A 16,691-nucleotide genomic window follows, 5' to 3' on the forward strand; every position below is an offset into this window, starting at 1 on the left:
ACCCCTTGGATAACAGGGTGGAGGAATACTCCACCCCAAACATCTTAAGTATTTATTCTGCTCTTACTCTAGAAACCCTCTCCTGAATGTCTTCATTTAATTGGTTCATTGTTTCCTCTGCATCAGCACCATTTACAATATCTTGCAATGCTGCTGCCCATTCAGTAGTCGTATTAAAAAATTCTGGTTGTGGCGTAAACTTAATTGTTGATCCATCAATTAGCTCATTAAACGTTTCTACATAGCCTTCAATGTCACCGATTCTTTCTTGATATTCGTCACTTTCAAATACAGATTCTCTAACCGGATCGACTACATTCGCTTCTATCGCACCCCATTGCATGTGTTCCTTACCAGTAAAGTATTGCATAAATAACCAGGCAGCATCTTTTTTCTCAGATGATTTATTCATAGCGATTGACCATACCCACATATTTGTTCCAAGATCACCATCCTTTGTACTAGGTGGTGTGGTAACTCCTATGTTTCCAGCTTCCGGCGCTTCTCCTGGTACATTATGAAATATTGCCCAGTTACTAGCGTCATAAGCAAACGCTGCTTTACCTTGTGCCAAATCGTTTGATACTTGATACCACGTATAACTTGACCAATCTGATGGACCTGCTTCATTGACTAACTCGGCAAATTTTTCAGTGATTTCAATCGCTTCCGCGCTATTTAGATGAGATACTAACGAACCATCTTCTACCGTAAAATCTACTGCTCCATGGTTATCAAATGAAGTCATGTATCCTGGGTGAATAGTTGCCCAAGACCTAGTACCACGAGTACCTACACCATAACTACCTTCACCATTCCAGCCATCTAGTTGAGCACCAGCTTCTATTAATTCTTCCATCGTTTCCGGTGGTTCTTCTAACCCAATAGATTCAAGCGCACGTTTGTTATAATGTAATAGGTTGAATTCATACGCTAACGGTACTGTGTACAAGTTCCCTTCACCTACCGCATGTCCGGGAACACCATCCCAACGACCCGCACCTAAAATACCTTCATAAAAATCATCTACATCATAATCTGGGGAAGTTCTAGTCTCGTCTTCAATAAATGTGTCTAATTCCTGCATATAATCAGCAGTTGCATATTCCCAAACTTGATATGCACCAGTCATGAAAACATCCGGATTACCATTCTGCGCATTTAACGAAGTGGTTAATTTATCAAAATAGTTTTCTTCTGGTGTTAAAGAGTGATTTACCGTAATTCCTGTTTTCTCCTCGAATTCTGGAATTCTTTCGACAATTGCTTCCGCATATGGATGTTGATTAAGCATTACCTCAATTTCTTCTCCATCGAAGCGCTTCCAATCGAACCCGTCAAGTTCTTCTAAATCAACCGTATCTGTTGAGGAGCTATCCCCCTTATTTTCTGTAGCGCTTTCATTAGAACAGGCAATTGTAAACATGAATGCAAGAACACTTATGAAACCAAATATTATTCTTTTCAATTCGTTTTCCTCCCTAAATTTTTTAGCGGAATGTTTTATGTTTATCTCTATTTATTTTCACCTCCTAATGTTTTTCCTTTCTTGCGTTTTATTTTACATTATTATTTTTTGTTGTCAATATGTTTCGTTTATTTTCACTTTATGTTTTTAAAGTGAAAATAATTTATGTTTTTCTTTGTTTCACCGTAACCAGGTGTATGGTTGAATACTGATTTTTTAGTTTCTCTAAAAAACCTTGAGGGGCTTGATCACTTGTAATCAATACATCGATATCATTTGTTTCGAGTGACGTAACTACTGATTTTCGATTTATCTTTGTATGATCTACTACCGCGACACATTTTTCAGCTCTCTCAGCCATATATTTTTTCAATTGAGCTTCGTGAACACTGAAATCATTTAGTCCACTTTCCACCGTAAAACCATGTGGTGATGTAAAAAAAATATCAGAATTAATTTCTGATAAAATTGTTTTTCCAAGTGAGCCTTCTATTTCTGTACTTCCCGGCCTGACTAACCCTCCAATCATAATGACATTCAAGCTTGTATTCTCGGCAAGAATCTGGGCAGTTACAAGACCATTTGTAATAACAGTTAAATTCTTTTTATATACAACTAATTGCTTTGCTAACTCTAAGCAAGTAGAACTTGCATCAATGGTTATGCAATACTTCCCCTCAATCTGCTCCATCGCTTTATTACTAAGCAATTTTTTCTCTGATTGATTTTGCTCCACCCTGGATCTAAATGCTAAATTCGGGGCATATTGTTCTGGTAACATTGCTCCACCATGGGTTTTTACTAAAAATCCTTCCTCTTCTAAGATTTTCAAATCATTTCGTAATGTTCCTTCTGATACACCAAACTCCCTGGATGTATCTTTTACTAATAATTGTTTCTTTTCGTTTAAAATTTGGATGATTTTTTTTCTTCTGCTAGGTGCTAACATGTTTTCGCTCCTTTTTGCATTAAAGTAAATCAACTGGTTTTAATCGATTATTTTTGATTTATGCTTTTGTTTGTTATTGATTTCCGTTGTTTATGTTGCTATTATAATCATAATCACTAATAATTGTAAAGGAGGGGCAGCAATTTATTAGAGGGATTAGAAATCCTAATTATAGATATATATTAAACTAGTTGATAAAGCTCTGCTCCGGGCTATTTATTAGAAGTTTACATAACAAGAAAATTGTATTTTTGAACAACCGAGGGATTGCAATAAAAAGAAATACAGGAAAAACAAATCGTATTATCCTCCTATGTTACTTAGGAATTCATAAAAAACCATTATCCATATACGGGAATTTACGTTTGAGGTAATGAAAGTTTGAAAGATATCAACCAGTCACTTGTAACAGCTCCTGCAAAAGAAGACTTATTTCTTTACACTGCTTGATACTTTAGCTTATGAAGATTTGGATATGGTATAAATCTGCTACAAACAGAGATAGAATTATCGTTACAAATACAGATAAACTTTCCTTAAATCTGAAAGATGTCGTTGGTATGAAGCTACTACTGGCCAAAGACTGAAAACATTATTGGGAAATATTTATGTTTCATGAGAGAACATGCTTTAAACGCTATATAGATTATCAGGGATAAACTTGTGGAGTCAGATATTCACATGGGGAATTTGCACAACCTATTAGGTAATGTGGGTGGAAGTTGATCATTTATCTACAAAAATGAAGCCTGACTATATTATTTCTTCAATTATTAATTTAACAAGAGGGAAATTGAAAATGAGAGATAGTTAAATGTCCAAGAATATAATCAACTAAGGGACAATTGTGATTGTGGAAATCAACATTATCCTATTGAAATCGAAAAGAATATGATTAATAACCAAGCATTTTATGAATTGATTGATTATTAAAACATTACAATATCAACATATGGCTATAAAGACACGTATGAAGTAGCGAGGGGCAGAAGTAAACAAATGATCAGATGCTGGTTAGACTATAATTAGCATTCTTATGACATTCCAAGCTCAAGCCATATTTTACTCGGTCGTTCACAACCAGCTCCAGGAGCTGAACACCATCTTAAAAAACAGTTATTACATAAAGCAAAAGTTACCGTGGTATGTCAACCTATTGCTGATTATTAAAAAATCTGCGCAAAACCTTATTTGATATTAAGGAACGGCAAAAAACAGAATACAATCAAATCAGAGATTAATTTGACAAATTCATTGAAATTATTGGTCACATAACAGAAACTAACGACTAAACTCATTACTAAAAACGGTTAAAGACCCTGGTTTATGTGAACCTTAGGTCTTCCAACCGATTTAGTACAAGCATGTAGGAAGCTCATTAATTACAAAAGCATTCTTGCGTTTTTGTCCTAAAAATCAAATTGCAGAGGATAAGTAATTTACTTTTCCTTTTCTTCTACATCGAAATCATCATCTACCTCTTCTTCGAGGTCGTCATCATCGAAGTCAAAGTCGTCATCGACGATATCATCTGATTCCAGTTCCTCATCGTCGAATCCGGTTAGATCCTCGTCACTAATAATTGTTTCATCGAGATCTTCCGTTTCTTCCACTGGTGCCACTGGAGCTTTTTTCTTCTTCGCTTTTTTCTTTTTCTTCTTTTTCGGTACAGGCGTGATATCTTCATCAATCTCTTCTACCGGATACCATCTTTTTAGTCCCCACATATTTGAACCTTTGGTCATAAAACGACCATCAATATTTAAATCAGTATAAAATTGCGAGATTCCTGTATCTTTTTCCGATTCTGATAATTTTTTTAATTTAGCGACACGTTCAAAAAGATCACGGAAATCCATTGCTTTGTTTTCATCTTCTAAAATTATGGTTGCAATATCAATCATTGCCATTTCATCTATACTTTCTTTTGTTAAGTCCTTTAAACTCACGCTTTAGCACTCCTTTTTTTCTAATCTATATGTAAGCTAAATCATCGATTAGTTAACGTTCTACCATCATATTATATGGCTTTGTTAATTGAATTGCAACAATCTTTAAGGAAGCTATTTTTTAATGAAAGTTACCAGCTTTTCAACTTTTTCTTCTGTTAAATCACCGGAGTTATCAAAGATATTAATATTTTCTTTTGGGATATCCCAATTGATGGTTGGAACGAAATCTACCCTTGTTTCATAAGATTCCCAATTATCCAGCTTCCATGAATCCCGTTCTGTACCACGTTCTTCAATTCGTTTGCGTTGTTGCTCGATATCCTGAAGCGTAACGACTACTACCTTCACGTCGACCTCTGCTTTGGATTTACCACTGTCTGCTATTACTTCTTCAATCCATTCTTTATTTTTTAATTCTGCAGTAAATGGTGAAATCATAAACACATTTTGTCCAACACGTAAGTTTTCAATACATATATCTTTTGTTGAATCATACTCTAAATCTCGAAGGTTTTCTTTATAAAATTTGGAATCACGATCATTTGGATCTAAATCGTTCATTTCAAGAAAACGTTCTACAAAACGCCCCCCTACTGTATCACGATCAAGAAAGGCACATGGAATATGTTCTGAAATTTTCTCTGCTACCGTTGTTTTACCTGTTCCTGCTACACCTACAAAAAACACTAATTTTTGCACGATTAACACCTCTTTTAATTATCTGTTCCTTCTATATGTTAACTTATTATTGAAAAAAACGCATCCATTATGTTGCTTATGATGTTAACCTTTTTTGGGTATAGTAACAACAAAGAAATGAGGGAAACAAAATATATGCTATGGATAATCATCTTATTTATTCTTTTATTGATTATTGATTTCCAACTTGGCCGTTTTCTTGTTTCAAAACGTAACAAAAGTCAAAATTGGCGGACAACTGCTGAAGAAGTAGAATTGTTTGCTGATGGGAATTCTCTGTTTGAGGCAATGCTTTCCGATATAGAGAAAGCAACAGAGTCGATCGATATCCAATTTTTTATTATTCGTAATGATCGAATTAGTAATCAGTTTTATACCCTGCTCGCCCATAAGCATGAAGAAGGAGTAAGAGTAAGATTATTAGCCGATTGGATGGGCAGTTTTAAATTTCGTGAAAAATGGCTTGATCAAAAGGTTTTCATGCGCAAAATGAACCCGCCTCGTATACCATTTTTCTACCATTTACAGCAACGGAATCATCGGAAAGTGCTTGTGATTGACCAGAAAATTAGTTACTTTGGCGGCTTTAATTTGGGTAATGAATATGTTGGCAAGGATGTTCTACTGGGAAAATGGCGTGATTACCACTTTCGAATGGTTGGAGAGATTGGCGAGGTCTTGCAGCAAAGCTTTGCTATTGATTGGGGAGAAACGAATAAAGGACAGATTTCTCAAACCGGAGATGTAAAAGTATTAGCAACAGAAGGCGACGTATTAGAAAAAGAATTACTTCATTATATGGAGAACACAAAAGAATCAATCGAGATCGGCTCCCCTTATTTTATACCAACCCGAAAACTCGAACAGGCACTTATAGATGCGCTGGCAAGAGGTGTCGACGTGACAATTATGGTTCCAGATAAATCCGATCATATTATAGCTAAAGCAGCAGCATTACCTTATTTGAGAAAAATGAAAGAGCATGGAGCAACTATTTATTTATATGTGGATGGTTTTTTCCACGCAAAGGTATTATTTTTTGATCGGAAAACCTGTGATGCAGGTACAGCCAATTTCGACCGCAGGAGTCTTCAGTTGAATCAGGAGTTAAACCTGATCGTCAGCCATGAGCATCCTATCTACCATGAAATACGCAAAGCCTTTGAGGCCGATATCAAAACCAGCAAAAAAATAACAGATACCTGGCTTAACCACCAACCCCTATACATTAGAACCCTGTCATGGATCAGCTTCCCCTTCCGCATCTTTTTATGATGGGTTTGGGGCACTTTCGCTTCGCATTACTTCACCCACCTATAGGCTAACTCAGCGTTTGGTATTAAATCAAGATAAACTAAGTACCAAATTCCCTTTCTGCAGGATTAGATTTGGTACTTAGTTTCAAGATAAGTACCAAATTCCCTTCTACAAGATTTGATTTGGTACTTAATTGCAAAATAAGTACCAATTTACCTTCTGCAGGATTAAATTTGGCACTTAACTGCAAAATAAGTACCAATTTTTCCTCTGCAGGATTAGATTTAGTACTTAGTCTCATGATAAGTACCAAATCTCAGACTAAAGGAATTTGAATTGTTTTTAAAATTGAAAAAAAAGCCGCCATAAGTCTTTGACTAGAACTTATGGACAGCCCTGTTTTACATACTTTCTGGTGCATGAACACCGATTAGTTTCATTCCGTTTGCTAGGGTGATGCGAACTGCTTGCATTAATGCGAGCCTTGCTTTTGTTGCATCTAAATCGTCTTCATTGATTACTTTTTCGGCGTTGTAGAAGCTGTGTAAGTTTGCTGCTAGGTCGAAAATGTATTGGGTGATGCGATGTGGTGTACGGTTCTCCGCTGCATCGCCAACCACTTGTGTGAACTCGCCCAGTTTTTTCAATAAGTCTTCTGCTTTTTCTGACTGTAAGATACTTGCATCATAATCCGCATAATCGATTCCTTTTTCTTCTGCTTGTTTCAGCATCGTACAAATACGTGCGTGCGCATATTGCACATAGTAAACAGGATTATCATTAGACTGTGATTTGGCTAAGTCCATATCAAAATCTAAATGCGAGTCTGCTGAACGCATGACGAAGAAATAACGCATGGCATCAATGCCGACTTCTTCCATTAATTCTCGTAGTGTTACTGCTTTTCCAGTACGTTTACTCATTTTCACCTTTTCACCATTTTCGAAAAGGTTAACCATTTGAATGATTTCGACTTCCAATGTATCTGCATCATAGCCTAAAGCCTGGATGGCCGCCCGCATTCTTGGAATATAGCCGTGGTGATCTGCCCCCCAAATATTAATCAACTTATCAAAGCCACGGTCGAGCTTATTTTTGTGATAGGCAATATCTGGTGATAAATACGTATAAGAACCCTCTTGCTTGATTAAAACACGATCCTTGTCATCTCCGAAATCCGTGGTACGGAACCATGTTGCACCATCTTGTTCATAGATAAAGCCTTGTTCTTTTAATAATTCAATTGCCGGAACAATTTTGCTTTCTTCATATAAGGACGTTTCGGAGAACCAGTTATCGAACATTACACGGAATTGCGCTAAATCCTCCTCGAGTTTAGCTAATTCGAATTTTAATCCATATTCACGGAAAAAGGATTGTTGCTCTTCTTCTGACTTTTCCAACAACGCTTCACCATGTTCCTCTGCCAACGTTTCTCCGATGCCAATGATATCGGCACCATGATAACCATCTTCCGGCATAGGGAAGTCTTTTCCTAAAGCTTGCATATAACGTGCTTGGACGGATAAAGCAAGGTTGTTAATTTGATTACCGGCATCATTAATGTAATATTCACGTTGCACTTCATAACCCGCTTTATCCAAAATATTGCATAAAGCATCACCGACAGAAGCACCACGCGCATGACCTAAGTGCAGATCACCTGTTGGGTTAGCTGAAACAAACTCGACTTGAATTTTTTCAGCTTTACCTGTGTTTGAAGCTCCATACGCTTCACCTTGTTCTAAAATAGTTGGGATTAAATTTGACAAGTATTGATTGTCAATGAAAAAATTAATAAATCCTGGTCCTGCGATATCGACACTTTTAATCGAAGCTTTGGATTGATCTAATTGCGCAACAATATCTTCAGCAATTTGGCGTGGTGCTTTTTTGGCGACTTTAGCCAACTGCATAGCAATATTTGTTGCATAATCACCGTGCTCTTTATCTTTTGGTTGTTCGAGTACAACGGCAGGAATTTCTGCTTCCGTTGCCAATTCGGCTGCCAGTACGGCACGTTTAATTTCCGCTTTCAAATTTTCCTGCATCTTTTGCATCACGTTCATACAATAACCTCCATTAGTTTTCTTTGTTCAGTCTAATCGTTAAGCGATGACGTCTCGGTGTTTCTCCGTTCAAACTTGTTTGATAACTGATAAATAATTCGCCGCTTTTATTCGCAACAGGGGCTTGATATAAAATTTGATCTGTCTCGGTCTCCATATGCATGGTACCAAATGGATGACGATACACATTTTCCGTTAGTTGCTTTCTTTGAAACTTTTGCAACATCGATACCGCTCCGGATCTTTTGACGCTAACTTTATCAGGTTGAATCGTAATCAAGGAAGCCGTTTGTTCATTATTTTCGTTGGTTTCACTAAATTTCAATACAGTCGTATCATCTTTTTCCAATAACTGACCTTGTTCTTCTACAATTGTAATGTCTTTGTTTCCTTGGTCGATAATTTCCATTGTCATCTTAATAGATACGGGAGATTTATTCATGTTTATTCATCCTTCTATTGATCCAGGGCGTTTAACGCCTCAAGGGGTAATCTCGCATAAAAATAATCATCACGTTCTTCAATAAAACGTTGGTAAGACGTTCGCAATAAATGTTTATCCTGCTTAGCTTGTCCTAAATAATATAGTTGAAAAGGGGTAAGTTCATCGAAGTTTTCTAATATACGGATACATGTATCCAGGTCATTTTCCGCTAATGCAATATGGGCCTGCTCTGCCGGATCTTCACTTGTAATACCTTCCGTTCTCCTATAATATGCGGCGATAAAAGGAAGAGTGAAATTTCTTAACCCATACATCGCTCGCTCATATTGCAATTGTCTTGCCATTTCCATTGCGACAGAGACATGATGCATCGCCTGATCATAGCTTTCGAATAAGTAACCTTGTGCCAAAATATTATGGATATCAATTATTTTGCGTTGATTATTTGTTTCCTTTAATAATTGATAACCATACTTACGGGACAAAATCAGTTCATTTCGTTTCCAATGATAATTTAACAGAGCCTCATTCAATCTCGCTTCAAATAAATTATACAGTAAAGGATCTTTTACATACAGGAGATCTTTTTTAATTGATTGATTAAACGTACCAATCTTACCATACTGATGCATATCAAAATAACAGTATATATGAACAAGACCCCGAAGAACTTTTAATGTATGTTCTTCATCATGTATCTTCAAACGATTTACAGATTGTATATATTTTACAGGTGCATCCGGTTTTAGTTGTTTCGCTCTCAATGTTTTTCGGTCGTACATGACTTGATAAATACGGGACGATTTACGAACCTGCTTGTTTGTAGCATATTGTGTGTTTTCAATTAAGAGTTTTAACTCATGAAACAAACCATTGGCATACAAATATTCCATTGCTGCACATTGATTTGCTTCATTTTTAGATGATAAGCAAATTTCGCTCATATCTTTTAATTCGTTTGGCTGACCTTTCAACTGCTGATAGACGACATGTAATGGCATTTCTGTATCATTCAACAAAAATTCTCTCACAATTTGATTCCTTTTCATGTAATATCCCCTAATCCAAAAAGTAAACTGTAACATATTTTATCATATTTACGTCTTAGTTTACATATATCGTGTGTCTTATTTCACCCAGCCTAACAGCATTTCCCTGACAAATTTACTTGCAGCAATCGCTGTCTGTTCAGTTGGATCATAATTTGGTGCTACTTCGACTAGATCTGCTCCGACTACGTGTATATCCGAATGTGCGATTATATGAATAGCCGCTAATAGTTCCTTTGACGAAATCCCTCCTGCTTCCGCGGTTCCTGTGCCAGGTGCAAAAGCGGGATCTAACACATCAATATCAACCGTGACATAAACGGGACGTCCCGCTAATTTCGGCAACATTTCTTGTAATGGCTCAGCCACATCAAACTTCGCCATGTACATACCGCTTTCTTCGGCATAACGAAACTCTTCACGATCACCGGAACGAATACCAAAGGAAAAAACATTTTCCGGGCCAATTTTTTCACATACTTTTCGAATCGGAGTTGAATGGGATAACAGTTCTCCCTCATACTCCTCACGTAAATCCGCATGGGCATCAATATGAATAACCGCAAGATCTGAATACTTTTCAGACATTGCTTCGATAATCGGCCAGCTGACGAGATGCTCTCCGCCTAGTCCTAACGGAAACTTCCCTTTATCTAAAATTTGATCGATATAATCACGAATCATCTCCAGGCTTCTTTTGGGATTACCAAAAGGGAGCGGGATATCGCCTGCATCAAAATAGGTCACTTCTTCTAAATGCCGCTCTAAATATGGACTATATTCCTCTAGACCTATCGATGCCTCACGTATCCTATTTGGACCGAAACGAGATCCTGGGCGAAAGCTTACCGTCCAATCCATTGGCATTCCATAAAGTATCGCATCCGCGTCTTCAAAATCTGGCCGTGACATGATAAATACTTTTCCTGAGTAGGCTTCATCAAATCGCATTTCACTTCTCCCCCTCTAAACAGTTAAATCCTCCACAAATTTCGGTAGTACAAAGCAAGCATGGTGCAGTTGTTTTGTATAATACTTCGTATCTAACTCAAAAAAGCGATCCTCTTTTACCTTTAATGGATCATGAATCTTACTTCCGATTGTAAATGTCCATAACCCACTTGGATAGGTTGGAATATTCGCCGTATACAAGCGGGTAACAGGGAAAATCTCTTTCACATCCGCATATACCTGACGAATTAGATCTGCTTTAAACCAAGGATTATCGGTTTGCGCTACAAAGATCCCATCGTCTTTTAATGCTTTTGCGATTCCTGCATAAAAGCCTTTTGTAAAAAGGTTAACAGCTGGCCCGACTGGTTCAGTGGAATCGACCATGATCACATCATACGCCTTTTCACTTTCTGCAATATGCATAAATCCATCAGCCACACGTACATCAACACGAGGATCATCTAATTTTCCTGCGATTGATGGTAGATATTTTTTGGAGTACTCTATAACTTTTCCATCGATATCGACTAGGACTGCTTTCGTAACGGAAGGGTGTTTTAAGATTTCACGAATAACCCCTCCGTCACCACCACCTACGACTAGCACTTCTTTTGGATTTGGATGCGTAAACAGTGGAACGTGTGCAACCATTTCGTGATAGACAAATTCGTCTTTCTCTGTTGTCATGACCATGTCATCCAAAAGCAACATGTTGCCCCACTCTGCTGTTTCGACCATGTCCAGTTTTTGAAATTCTGTTTGTTCTGTATGGTATGTTTTATTGATTTTGGCGGTAATGCCAAAGTTGTCTGTTTGTTTTTCAGTAAACCATAGTCCCATCTGGATCGCTCCTTCATCTATATCAATGATTATTTTTTGTAGTAAACAATACTATTCTAGAGTTTTTCCGTAAAAAATCAAGTAATTCTTCTATCTTTTATGTTTATCCCCTCTGTGTTTTATCCATAATGCTAATAATGGAATTTTTATAAAGAATAGCTCTTTTAACATAGCTAGCTATATAAAGATTGGGGAGGTGTGGCCTGGTGAGGCGTAGGTATAGACGTAGGAGGAGAAAGAGACGACTGTTGAAGTTTGTTTTTTTCTTGGTATTGATGATGGCTTCTTGTGTTGCAGTTCTGTTGATTGCGAGTTTTTTACTTGGCCCACCTTCTTTAGAACGACCGCAGAATACTATTTATTATAGTAATAGTGAAGAAGTGATTGGGGAAGAATTCGGTACAGAAAAAAGATACTGGGTATCACTTGATGAAATTGATGACCACTTGGAACAAGCAACAATTTGGACAGAGGATCAACATTTTTATGATCACTACGGATTTGATTTCAAAAGATTAGCCGGAGCTATTTGGAATGATATTCGAACGATGTCATTGAAAGAAGGGGCAAGCACGATTACTCAGCAGTATGCTCGTAACCTTTTTCTTACACATGAGAAAACTTGGCAGCGGAAATTATATGAAGCTTTTTATACGATTCGATTAGAAATGTTTTATGATAAAGACGAACTATTAGAAGGATATTTAAATACGATATATTTCGGACATGGGGCTTACGGTATCGAAGCTGCGAGCAAGTACTTTTTTGATAAATCTGCGACAGAGCTCAGTTGGGCAGAAGCAGCCATGCTGGCAGGAATACCGAAGGGACCGTCCCACTACTCACCTTTTCATAACTTAGATAATGCTAAAAACAGGCAAGAATTTATCTTAACCAATCTTCATGAGAAAAACGTGATCGATGATTCCACATATGAAACAGCTCTGAATGAAGAATTATCTTTCTCTGAAGATCGCGATATTGCTTCAAAAAGTGTCGCACCTTATTTCCAGGATGTTGTTGTCAACGAATTGCAAGCGTTACTTGATGTAGACATTGAAGATATTCGTTCTGGAGGATACAAAGTATATACCACGTTAGACCTGAAGCAACAGCAAGCCATGCAAGAAGCATCTGAGACAATCGAGACAAACGCTGAAATCCAACTTGGTGGAGTTGCTATGGATCCAGATTCGGGAGCTGTCACCGCATTGATAGGAGGACGGGATTATCAAGCTTCTTCATTTAACCGGGTGACACAGGCAAAAAGAATGCCAGGGTCTGCTTTTAAACCTTTTCTTTATTATGCTGCTTTAGAAAATGGTATGACACCTGCCACCACACTTATGAGTAAACCAACTACATTTGAGTTAGCCGATGGTAAAAGTTATCAGCCTAGTAACTACAATGGCTATTATGCCAATCAACCAATCACAATGGCACAAGCGATGGCGCTTTCCGACAATATTTTTGCTGTCAAAACCAACATGTATGTGACTCCAGAGCGATTTGTCCGTGTAGCCAAAGATAAATTTCAATTTAAGAGTGAGTTGGAGCCAGTTCCATCACTAGCATTAGGTACAGAGGTGGTGACAATGCAAGAGATGGTGACTGGATACAGTATGATTGCGAATGGTGGATTAGATGTCGATTCCCATACGATCACCAAAGTGACTGATGCTTATGGAGAAGTGTTATACGATCGGGAAGATGAACAATCAGGAAATAAAGGATGGAAGCTTTTTTCTAAATCAGAGGATAAACAAGTGTTGCAAAAAGAGTATGCCTATATTCTCGCTGACATGATGAAAGGGATGTTCCAGGAAGAATTAGACGGTTATATGAGTGTAACCGGTGCTTCTATCGCCGACAAACTGACACATGATTATGCTGGAAAATCAGGAACAACCAATGTAGACAACTGGATGATTGGTTTTACTCCAGCTCTAACTGCTGGTGTGTGGGTTGGTTATGACGATAATCGTGAAATTGTACAAACCCGTGATCAACAATATGCGAAGGACGTATGGGCAAGTTTTATGGAGTCGGCCCATGAAGACCTACCTGAAGAACATATCGTAAAACCTGAGAATGTGGTAGAAGCATCGATTGATTTAAATACGGGTTTTCTGGCAACAGATGCTTGCGGACAGACGCACACGATGTTATTTGTACGAGGAACGGAACCGACGAAATATTGTACGGTCCATTTAGAAGAATATGAACATGAACATCCTGAAGAATTGGATGAGATGATTCCGGAAGATCGTTTGCTCGAAAACTGGTGGGAATGGATGTGGACAGGAGAAGACGGAAGATAGAACGGAAAAGCGCAGAGCGCCCGTGCAACACGGGTGGATCGATGTTGTCGCGCAAAGCGACGGTATTAATCGATCTTACCTTCGTAGGAGATAAAAGAAACTCTTTGGGGGCTGTAAGCGAATCGATGTTGACTTATCGTACGGAGGTGAGGGAAGTTTGCTAGTTGCTGGGCGCTTGGAGCTAGACAGATACGGAAAAAGGCTGGGCAAATGCCCAGCCTTTTCCGGTCCTAGTAACAAAGAGTTACCATGTGTATATATTTTATAAAAAATTGTTCACATAGGACAAGTATAATTGTTCAATTTTAGATAATGTTCACAAAATGTTCATTATTCAGGTAAAGCTTGTTTTAATTCATCGGATGAATTTTTCCACATCACAGGATCGAATTCCCGCAAGAAATCCGCGAGTAACTTTTGTGATTTCTCATCCATATGGTCGACAATCATGTGCCCTTTCATTGATTTATCCATATGGTTCACATGTTCTGGCATTGATTTATAGGCACGTTTAATGGAACGATCGACACGGATTTCACATCCGGTTACACCGTGATAGTATGGACCGATTTCACCACGTTCTACCGTTACCCAGACAATCCAGTACAGTTTGCCATTTGGCACATCTTCTTTATTCGGGAGAAACTTCACACGACGTTCCACTTCACTTCTTGCGTGCATCGCTCCCATATCAACAAAGGCACGATCTTCATTCGGATCGATAATCACGGGGGAGATATTTTCTAAACTGACGGACCCAACACCATATCCTCCATGGCCATCTGTAGAATCGTCCTTCATGATCGTAAATGCATTAGATTTCTTTTTCTTTTCTTCACTCATGACAATCCTCCTACTTCTTTTACTTTTCATTGTAGCATGTTTAAAAGTGAGTTTTCATCTTCTTTGTTTCCCTCTTTTTGCTTTTACGATACAATTATAGGGTACAAAAAGTGTCCCCTATTTGTTTCGGATACTTTTATTTTTAAAAAGGAGAGGATACATATGCCATACGTAACAGTTCAAATGCTAGAAGGCAGATCAGATGAACAGCGTAAAGCTTTGATTGAAAAAGTAACAGATGCAGTTGTTGAGACTACTGGTGCAACTCGCGAGAAGGTTGTCGTGTTTGTCGAGGATATTGACAAGCGTAATTATGGAGTTGGCGGCAAGCGTTTAGTTGACTGATAGGTGTAGTTGATGGATGAAGGACAGTTTCTTAAGATTTGCGGAATTCTTGTCCTTCATCGGGCTTATGAAAGACACTTTTCTCGGATTTTCGTTTCTTTTGTCCTTCATCGGGCTTATGAAGGACACTTTTCTCGGATTTTCGTTTCTTTTGTCCTTCATCGGGCTTATGAAGGACACTTCTTCTGGATTTGCAATTCTTTTGTCCTTCATCGGGCTTATGAAGGACACTTTTTCTAGATTTGCAGTTCTTTTGTCCTTTATCTTCCATTATTATCCTTTCATTGATATACTATTCATACAAAAGGATGTGTTATGTTTGATTTATGCTAGTATAGGTGGACTGCAAATTGGGGATATGTTCTTTGCTCTTGTTTCATTTGTCACCTTTGTTGCAGTGATCGCATTTATAATCTTACTTATCTTCCGTACAATAAAAAGTGGGAAAAAATTAGAGCGGATCGAGGAAAAATTGGATCGACTATTAGAAGAAAAAAATAACCCATCCTGGTGGTTACCCCCAAAAGTTAGAGTTTTATTATGAAGCTGATTGGGTGGATTGAGTTCGGTATTCAACTGGACTCAATCCAGCTAATTTTTCTTTTGATCGTTCATGGTTGTACCAATAGATATATTCTTCAATCCGGCTTTTTAATTCTTCATAGCTTACTAATTCTTCCCCATAATACATTTCTTGCTTTAAAATACCGAAGAAATTCTCCATCGAAGCGTTGTCTGCGCAGGTTGCTTTACGTGACATGCTTTGGAATACTTTATTTTCTTTTAGTGTCCTCACCCATTGGTTATGCTGGTAATGCCAGCCTTGATCGGAATGGATGGTGGTACGATAGGCTGCATGATTCTTTATTATCTCTATCGTATCCTTTAAAGGTTCCATGACAAGATCTAACGTTGGGCGCTTTTTGGTTTCAAACGTAATAATTTCTCCGTTATAAAGGTCAAGAATCGGATTTAAATATAACTTCTCTTCGCCTAGACATTTGAATTCTGTAATGTCGGTTACTAATTTCTGAAGAGGGATAGGTGTGCTAAAACGGCGGGATAATCGGTTTTTCGCTACTTTTCCAACATTCCCCTTATAGGAATTGTATTTACGAGATTTCCGCATAAATTTCACACATTTTAACCCTAGTTTCCGCATAATGCGATACACTTTTTTATGATTAATAGAATGTCCTAATTTCTTTAATTCTTTCGTAATCCGTTTATAACCATAACGTTCATGAAACTTTTTAAATAGATCCGTAATGACTTTTTTTAATTCTGTGTCCGAATCTTCTATGCCAAAATTTTTCACATGATAGTGGTAGGTTGCTTCCGGAATGCCTACCACCAAGAGAATATCTTTTAATCGGAATCCTTCTTCTTTGAGTTCGAATGCCACCTTTGCTTGTGCTTTTCGTGGAAGGCATTCGGATTCTCTCGAAAAGCTCTCAACTTTTTTAGGTACGCATTTTCTAGTCGCAATAATTCATTCTC

17 protein-coding genes are annotated in these 16,691 nt (G+C 37.8%); 4 read left to right on the forward strand and 13 right to left on the reverse strand.

Annotated elements, in window-relative coordinates; all coding sequences use genetic code 11:
- Positions 1–52: 52 nt before the first annotated feature.
- The 4 genes from GI584_RS21025 to GI584_RS21040 all read right to left on the reverse strand — a co-directional run bounded on the left by GI584_RS21025 (position 53) and on the right by GI584_RS21040 (position 5,068).
- Entirely contained in the window at positions 53–1,468 is a 1,416-nt protein-coding gene (locus tag GI584_RS21025) for an ABC transporter substrate-binding protein (protein WP_228552300.1), read from the reverse strand.
- Between the two features lie 163 nt (positions 1,469–1,631).
- Entirely contained in the window at positions 1,632–2,417 is a 786-nt protein-coding gene (locus tag GI584_RS21030) for a DeoR/GlpR family DNA-binding transcription regulator (protein WP_153792514.1), read from the reverse strand.
- 1,439 nt (positions 2,418–3,856) lie between these two features.
- Positions 3,857–4,366, reverse strand: a complete 510-nt coding sequence (gene rpoE, locus GI584_RS21035; protein ID WP_100358933.1) for a DNA-directed RNA polymerase subunit delta — start codon at positions 4,364–4,366, stop codon at positions 3,857–3,859.
- 114 nt (positions 4,367–4,480) lie between these two features.
- A complete protein-coding gene (locus tag GI584_RS21040) occupies positions 4,481–5,068 on the reverse strand; it encodes a P-loop nucleotide/nucleoside kinase family protein (RefSeq protein WP_153792515.1) in 588 nt (195 codons plus the stop codon).
- 135 nt (positions 5,069–5,203) lie between these two features.
- Here GI584_RS21040 and GI584_RS21045 point away from each other — a divergent pair, with 135 nt between their 5' ends.
- Positions 5,204–6,343 (forward strand): phospholipase D-like domain-containing protein, encoded by a 1,140-nt coding sequence (locus GI584_RS21045; RefSeq protein WP_194842066.1) that lies wholly within the window; start codon positions 5,204–5,206, stop codon positions 6,341–6,343.
- Between the two features lie 79 nt (positions 6,344–6,422).
- Here GI584_RS21045 and GI584_RS21050 read toward each other — a convergent pair whose 3' ends face one another.
- The 6 genes from GI584_RS21050 to speE form a co-directional block, all read right to left on the reverse strand.
- Positions 6,423–6,626, reverse strand: a complete 204-nt coding sequence (locus GI584_RS21050; RefSeq protein ID WP_153792517.1) for a hypothetical protein — start codon at positions 6,624–6,626, stop codon at positions 6,423–6,425.
- 100 nt (positions 6,627–6,726) lie between these two features.
- On the reverse strand, positions 6,727–8,394 hold the full coding sequence (gene argS, locus GI584_RS21055; RefSeq protein WP_153792518.1) for an arginine--tRNA ligase: 1,668 nt from the start codon (positions 8,392–8,394) through the stop codon (positions 6,727–6,729).
- A gap of 13 nt (positions 8,395–8,407) precedes the next feature.
- The gene (locus GI584_RS21060; RefSeq protein ID WP_153792519.1) at positions 8,408–8,836 is read right to left on the reverse strand and encodes a YwiB family protein; all 429 of its coding nucleotides are present in this window, start codon (positions 8,834–8,836) and stop codon (positions 8,408–8,410) included.
- A gap of 14 nt (positions 8,837–8,850) precedes the next feature.
- On the reverse strand, positions 8,851–9,888 hold the full coding sequence (locus GI584_RS21065; RefSeq protein ID WP_153792520.1) for an AimR family lysis-lysogeny pheromone receptor: 1,038 nt from the start codon (positions 9,886–9,888) through the stop codon (positions 8,851–8,853).
- A gap of 78 nt (positions 9,889–9,966) precedes the next feature.
- Entirely contained in the window at positions 9,967–10,839 is an 873-nt protein-coding gene (speB, locus tag GI584_RS21070; RefSeq protein WP_153792521.1) for an agmatinase, read from the reverse strand.
- Positions 10,840–10,854: 15 nt separating this feature from the next.
- Entirely contained in the window at positions 10,855–11,682 is an 828-nt protein-coding gene (speE, locus tag GI584_RS21075) for a spermidine synthase (RefSeq protein ID WP_153792522.1), read from the reverse strand.
- Between the two features lie 248 nt (positions 11,683–11,930).
- Between speE and GI584_RS21080 the strand changes: the two genes are divergently transcribed.
- Entirely contained in the window at positions 11,931–14,003 is a 2,073-nt protein-coding gene (locus tag GI584_RS21080) for a transglycosylase domain-containing protein (RefSeq protein WP_325063414.1), read from the forward strand.
- Positions 14,004–14,333: 330 nt separating this feature from the next.
- Here GI584_RS21080 and GI584_RS21085 read toward each other — a convergent pair whose 3' ends face one another.
- Positions 14,334–14,846 (reverse strand): YwhD family protein, encoded by a 513-nt coding sequence (locus GI584_RS21085; protein WP_100358924.1) that lies wholly within the window; start codon positions 14,844–14,846, stop codon positions 14,334–14,336.
- A 36-nt stretch (positions 14,847–14,882) separates the two neighbouring features.
- On the opposite strand from GI584_RS21085, the gene GI584_RS21090 reads away from it, so the two are divergent.
- Positions 14,883–15,191, forward strand: a complete 309-nt coding sequence (locus tag GI584_RS21090; RefSeq protein WP_228552301.1) for a 2-hydroxymuconate tautomerase — start codon at positions 14,883–14,885, stop codon at positions 15,189–15,191.
- A 31-nt stretch (positions 15,192–15,222) separates the two neighbouring features.
- On the opposite strand, the gene GI584_RS24120 is transcribed toward GI584_RS21090, so the two are convergent.
- The gene (locus GI584_RS24120; protein ID WP_153792523.1) at positions 15,223–15,462 is read right to left on the reverse strand and encodes a hypothetical protein; all 240 of its coding nucleotides are present in this window, start codon (positions 15,460–15,462) and stop codon (positions 15,223–15,225) included.
- 48 nt (positions 15,463–15,510) lie between these two features.
- On the opposite strand from GI584_RS24120, the gene GI584_RS21100 reads away from it, so the two are divergent.
- Entirely contained in the window at positions 15,511–15,735 is a 225-nt protein-coding gene (locus GI584_RS21100; protein WP_153792524.1) for a DUF4083 domain-containing protein, read from the forward strand.
- On the opposite strand, the gene GI584_RS21105 is transcribed toward GI584_RS21100, so the two are convergent.
- Positions 15,730–16,683 (reverse strand): IS3 family transposase, encoded by a 954-nt coding sequence (locus GI584_RS21105; RefSeq protein WP_153790978.1) that lies wholly within the window; start codon positions 16,681–16,683, stop codon positions 15,730–15,732. The genes GI584_RS21100 and GI584_RS21105 overlap by 6 nt on opposite strands.
- Positions 16,684–16,691 lie beyond the last annotated feature (8 nt).

Origin of the sequence: Gracilibacillus salitolerans (genome assembly GCF_009650095.1) — a bacterium.
Lineage (GTDB): Bacteria > Bacillota > Bacilli > Bacillales > Amphibacillaceae > Gracilibacillus > Gracilibacillus salitolerans.

Bases quoted from the DNA above. Each gene is read 5' to 3' on its own strand.
- GI584_RS21030 (WP_153792514.1), bottom strand. From the start codon at position 2,417: ATGTTAGCACCTAGCAGAAGAAAAAAAATCATCCAAATTTTAAACGAA.
- GI584_RS21045 (WP_194842066.1), top strand. From the start codon at position 5,204: ATGCTATGGATAATCATCTTATTTATTCTTTTATTGATTATTGATTTC.
- GI584_RS21050 (WP_153792517.1), bottom strand. From the start codon at position 6,626: ATGAGACTAAGTACTAAATCTAATCCTGCAGAGGAAAAATTGGTACTT.
- argS (WP_153792518.1), bottom strand. From the start codon at position 8,394: ATGAACGTGATGCAAAAGATGCAGGAAAATTTGAAAGCGGAAATTAAA.
- GI584_RS21060 (WP_153792519.1), bottom strand. From the start codon at position 8,836: ATGAATAAATCTCCCGTATCTATTAAGATGACAATGGAAATTATCGAC.
- GI584_RS21065 (WP_153792520.1), bottom strand. From the start codon at position 9,888: ATGAAAAGGAATCAAATTGTGAGAGAATTTTTGTTGAATGATACAGAA.
- speB (WP_153792521.1), bottom strand. From the start codon at position 10,839: ATGCGATTTGATGAAGCCTACTCAGGAAAAGTATTTATCATGTCACGG.
- speE (WP_153792522.1), bottom strand. From the start codon at position 11,682: ATGGGACTATGGTTTACTGAAAAACAAACAGACAACTTTGGCATTACC.
- GI584_RS21085 (WP_100358924.1), bottom strand. From the start codon at position 14,846: ATGAGTGAAGAAAAGAAAAAGAAATCTAATGCATTTACGATCATGAAG.
- GI584_RS21090 (WP_228552301.1), top strand. From the start codon at position 14,883: ATGTTTAAAAGTGAGTTTTCATCTTCTTTGTTTCCCTCTTTTTGCTTT.
- GI584_RS24120 (WP_153792523.1), bottom strand. From the start codon at position 15,462: ATGGAAGATAAAGGACAAAAGAACTGCAAATCTAGAAAAAGTGTCCTT.